Annotated in this window: 3 protein-coding genes; 2 read left to right on the forward strand and 1 reads right to left on the reverse strand. The window is 54.2% G+C overall.

The genetic code is table 11. The annotated features are described in order from the left end of the window. The coding region (locus RTK32_RS20765; RefSeq protein ID WP_312047257.1) for a LysR substrate-binding domain-containing protein at positions 1–361 on the forward strand (361 nt) is incomplete at its 5' end. 66 nt (positions 362–427) lie between these two features. Here RTK32_RS20765 and RTK32_RS20770 read toward each other — a convergent pair. After that, on the reverse strand, positions 428–1,087 hold the full coding sequence (locus RTK32_RS20770; RefSeq protein WP_312047258.1) for an O-methyltransferase: 660 nt from the start codon (positions 1,085–1,087) through the stop codon (positions 428–430). Between the two features lie 156 nt (positions 1,088–1,243). On the opposite strand from RTK32_RS20770, the gene RTK32_RS20775 reads away from it, so the two are divergent. Then, complete coding sequence (locus RTK32_RS20775; RefSeq protein WP_312047260.1) at positions 1,244–2,077, forward strand: GNAT family N-acetyltransferase; 834 nt, start codon at positions 1,244–1,246, stop codon at positions 2,075–2,077. Positions 2,078–2,837: the final 760 nt, after the last annotated feature.

Below are 2,837 nucleotides of genomic sequence, written 5' to 3' on the forward strand. Positions count from 1 at the left end.
CATTACCGGCCGTTCCCGCGTTGACCGGGCTTTTCATGCTGCCGGGTTAACGCCCGATATTGTGCTCAGCGCGCAGGATTCCGACGTGGTGAAAACCTATGTCGAGCTTGGGTTAGGGGTTGGCATCCTGGCGGATCAGGCCTGCCAGCTGGATGCGCAGGCTTCGCTAACCCGGCTGGAAGCCAGACACCTGTTTGAATCCAATACCGTCTGGCTTGGCCTGAAGCGCGGGCAGCTGCAGCGTAATTACGTCTGGCAATTTCTGGAGCTATGTAACGCCAACCTGTCTCTGGAAGAGATAAAACGGAAAGCGCTTGCCACTCACGAGGCGGCGGAACCGGTACTGGATTTTCAGATTTAGTAAAATGCAGTCGGAGCGGCACCCTCCGTTGCGGCTGCAGATAAAAGAGAGATTGCTCACGCTTCGCTAATTAACAATGGCAATCGAAAAGCCATCCCAGCCTTTACTGCCGACGGTCTGCACGGCGGTGACGGTCAATCTTTTCTCTTGGCCCTGCATTTCCAGAAACTGCCTGATGCCTTTCACATGCTCATCCTCAATACCCTGATCAGCAACCCGACCCTCTCGCACCACATTATCGCCAATAATCACGGTGCCTTTGCGGGAGTACTTTAAGGCCCACTCCAGATAAGCGGGATTGTTTCGCTTATCTGCATCAATAAATATCAGATCGAAAGGGGCGGAGGACGCCAGCTTCGGCAAACTGTCCAACGCCGGGCCAACCAGGAGGGTGACGCGATTTTCCAGCCCGGCATGGCGGATATTTTTCGCTGCAATTTCAGCATGGTGCGGCTCAAACTCCAGCGTGATAACCTTGCCTTCTTCGGGCAGCGCTCTGGCCAGCCAAATCGTGCTGTAGCCGCCAAGCGTACCGATTTCCAGAATACGGCTGGCGCCCATCATGCGGGCATAGATATGCAGCAGCTTGCCCTGATTGGGCGAAACATCAATAGCGGGCAGGTTCGCTTCGCGGTTGGCGGCCAGGGCAGCCAACAAAGCCTCATCCTGCTCAACAAGCGTATCAACAAAAAAGTCATCCACCCTGTTCCAGCTAAGCTTGTCCATGGCCCCTCACTTTTTTTGGTTAAAAAGAAAACTATAGCAGGTATGGGCAGGAGGGCTGGCAGCAGGCTGAGTCACCTGCTCCACACGGCTCGCGCCACGCCGTTCGGTCAGGCCAGACCAGACGATAAGCCGGACAGGATAAATAAGGAGAGCAGCATGAAAATAATCACCATGAACGAACAGCATCTTGATGCCGCTTACGGCCTGACGCAGCGGCTGCAATGGCCGCACCGTCGTGAAGACTGGCAGCAGGCGCTGGCGTTGGGCCAGGGCGTAGTGGCGCTGGAAAATGATAAGCCCGTCGGCACCACGCTTTACTGGTGTTGGGGGGATTACGCTACCATCGGCCTGGTGATCGTTGCCGAGCGCGCGCAGGGGAAAGGCATTGGTAAACAGCTTATGCAGGCGGCGATGGCTGCACTGGAAGGCCGTCAGCTGCGCCTGCACGCCACCGAAATGGGCCGGGGACTGTATGAAAAGCTGGGTTTCGTGGCCACGGGAACAATCGCGCAGTATCAGTGTCGCCATCTGGCAGCAGGCGAACGTGTTTCGCCACGGACAGCGCAGACATTACGGCCCGCCCGCCGCGAAGAGTTAACACAGCTATGCGAGTTGGAAAGCAGGGCGCACGGACTGTACCGTCCGGCGCTGCTCGCCGCGCTTTTTGACCGCGCGGAACGCTTTCTGGTGCTGGAAGAGCAGGGACAGCCTGCGGGGTTCGCCTGTCTGCGTCGTTTTGGGCACGGTTTTACCATCGGCCCCATTATCTGCAGCGATGTATCCCAGGCGAAAATATTGGTGAGCGAATTGCTCGTGGCCAGAGAGGGGGCTTTTGTACGTATCGATACCGACAGCACCTGCGGGCTGGGCAACTGGCTGGCTACGCTGGGCATGGTGCAGGTGGATGAGCCCGTCATAATGCATAAAGGTAGCGCCTGGCAGCCGCAGGATATGCAGACGTTTGGGCTGATGAGCCAGGCGATGGCGTAGCCTGTATAACTCAGCACCGGCGTAGGACGTGACGGTGGCAAGGCGTGCCGAAAGCGTGTTGATGCCCGTCTTCTGCTATCAGTCGGAAGAGTACCGGCTCGCCTGGCTGTTGCTGCAGAAGCCAATCCTGTTAGCGGTTTTAAAATATTGTTTAACATTTGGAGGGCCAGGCCATTCGGTCGGCGTGTCATTATTAATGTGGCACTTGTCGAAGGCGGCGCTGATGAAAAAAGTCTGCATACTCCTTGTCAGAAAGCGCGACGGTTGAGTAAGCATTACACGCTGTGTAATACCTGAAAGAAAAGGTTGGTATGCCATTACTGGCAGGTACGATGAGCTACTGCATTTAACTAACGACAGTATTGAACATTATCGGAAAGTTGCTAAAAGAATATGGGTTACTTGAGGTTGCAGAGGGAAATTATTTAGCTGGGTTATTATTTAGGCAGCTATGTTTAAAGCCGTTGCTGCGTTTGCTATTCTGTTCTTAAATGTTGCCATGCAGGTGGGCAGTGGTTGACCGTAAGCGATTGTCGACATAATAGTGCCACAATGTTACGAAAGGAGGTGTTCTTTTATTCTCTTTGGTTAGCGAAACGCTACGCCTGTCCTCTTTTCTCTTTTCCATAAGAAGATACGGCTATTACCTCTCGCGGCATGCACTCTGTAGCCAAATCAAGACAGAGTCACTTCCTGGTGCGTATCCTGTTACCCCTCAGCCTGTAATAAAGTAAAAAAGAGACATCCTGTCTCTGTAATC

The sequence above is a fragment of the Erwinia sp. genome, assembly GCF_031978025.1.
Classification (GTDB): Bacteria; Pseudomonadota; Gammaproteobacteria; order Enterobacterales; family Enterobacteriaceae; genus Erwinia.

Coding starts and splice junctions, on each gene's coding strand:
- RTK32_RS20770 (WP_312047258.1), bottom strand. CDS start 1,087: ATGGACAAGCTTAGCTGGAACAGGGTGGATGACTTTTTTGTTGATACG.
- RTK32_RS20775 (WP_312047260.1), top strand. CDS start 1,244: ATGAAAATAATCACCATGAACGAACAGCATCTTGATGCCGCTTACGGC.